This window comes from Synechococcus sp. R6-7 (assembly GCF_047461695.1).
Classification (GTDB): Bacteria; Cyanobacteriota; Cyanobacteriia; order Thermostichales; family Thermostichaceae; genus Thermostichus.
This window is the reverse complement of sequence record NZ_JANSHS010000429.1, coordinates 1-1,148: the sequence shown is the minus strand read 5'-3', so window position 1 is coordinate 1,148 and position 1,148 is coordinate 1. Positions and strand designations below refer to the sequence as shown.

General features: G+C 58.5%; 2 tRNA genes and 1 rRNA gene. All 3 read left to right on the top strand.

Annotation, left to right across the window (positions count from 1 at the left end):
• Positions 1-155: 155 nt before the first annotated feature.
• Positions 156-229 (top strand) — tRNA-Ile (locus tag NW815_RS12180).
• A gap of 89 nt (positions 230-318) precedes the next feature.
• Positions 319-394: transfer RNA gene (locus NW815_RS12175), tRNA-Ala, on the top strand.
• Positions 395-627: 233 nt separating this feature from the next.
• Positions 628-1,148 (top strand): 23S ribosomal RNA (locus NW815_RS12170); the annotation flags it as partial.

The following is a 1,148-nucleotide window of genomic DNA, read 5'->3' as shown; positions in this document are numbered from 1 at the left end:
GTACCGGAAGGTGCGGCTGGATCACCTCCTTTTAGGGAGACCTACCTTGGGGCATCTGAGGGGAGTTAGACCACCCTCAGGCCAGCAAAGGTTATCCCAGGTCGGTCGGGGTTGAAGGGATGGTTGACTGGGGTTCTGGAGGGGAACCGAGGGGAGGGCTATTAGCTCAGGTGGTTAGAGCGCACCCCTGATAAGGGTGAGGTCCCTGGTTCGAGTCCAGGATGGCCCACTGTTTGTCCTGGAGAAGGGAGAGCTAGCAAGCTAGAAGCGAGCTGGCCAAGCTGAGGGCAAAGCCAGAGGGTGGGTGCAGTCTGGATTGGGGGTATAGCTCAGCTGGTAGAGCGCTGCCTTTGCACGGCAGAAGTCAGCGGTTCGAGTCCGCTTACCTCCACCACTTTGGTGAGGAGCCGGGAAGGGGTTCTCCAGTTGGATAGGTTGACGACCGGGCTAGAGGTTTGGATCCGAGCACAAGCCTCCAGCCGGGTTGAGCCGGCCAGCACTTTGAAAACTGCATAGCAAGAGAGCAGCATGCTTCTGGGTTGAGCCCTCCGAGCCTTGGCTTGGGGGAAGCAGCAGCAACCTGGGGGCATGAGGCAGGTAGAACACCAATGTTACGTGAGGTGAAAAGGTCAAGTCAGTTAAGGGCGCACGGTGGATACCTAGGCACGCAGAGGCGAGGAAGGGCGTGTTACCGACGAAACGCTGCGGGGAGCTGGACAAAAGCGGTGATCCGCAGGTGCCCGAATGGGGCAACCCGGCAAGGCGCAAGCCTTGTCACCTTTGGCTGAATCCATAGGCCAAAGGGGCGAACGCGGCGAACTGAAACATCTTAGTAGCCGCAGGAAAAGAAAACAAAAGTGATTTCCTCAGTAGCGGCGAGCGAACGGGAAAGAGCCTAAACCGCTCAGCTACGGCTGGGCGGGGTTGTGGGACGGCCAAACGGCAGCCGGCGGGCTAGGGGAAGCAGCTGGAATGCTGCACCAGAGAAGGTGAAAGTCCTGTAGCCGAAAGCTCAAAGGCGCCGGCCGGATCCCGAGTAGCATGGGGCAGGGGAAATCCCGTGTGAATCGGCGAGAACCATCTCGTAAGGCTAAATACTCCTGCGTGACCGATAGTGAACCAGTACCGTGAGGGAAAGGTGAAAAGAA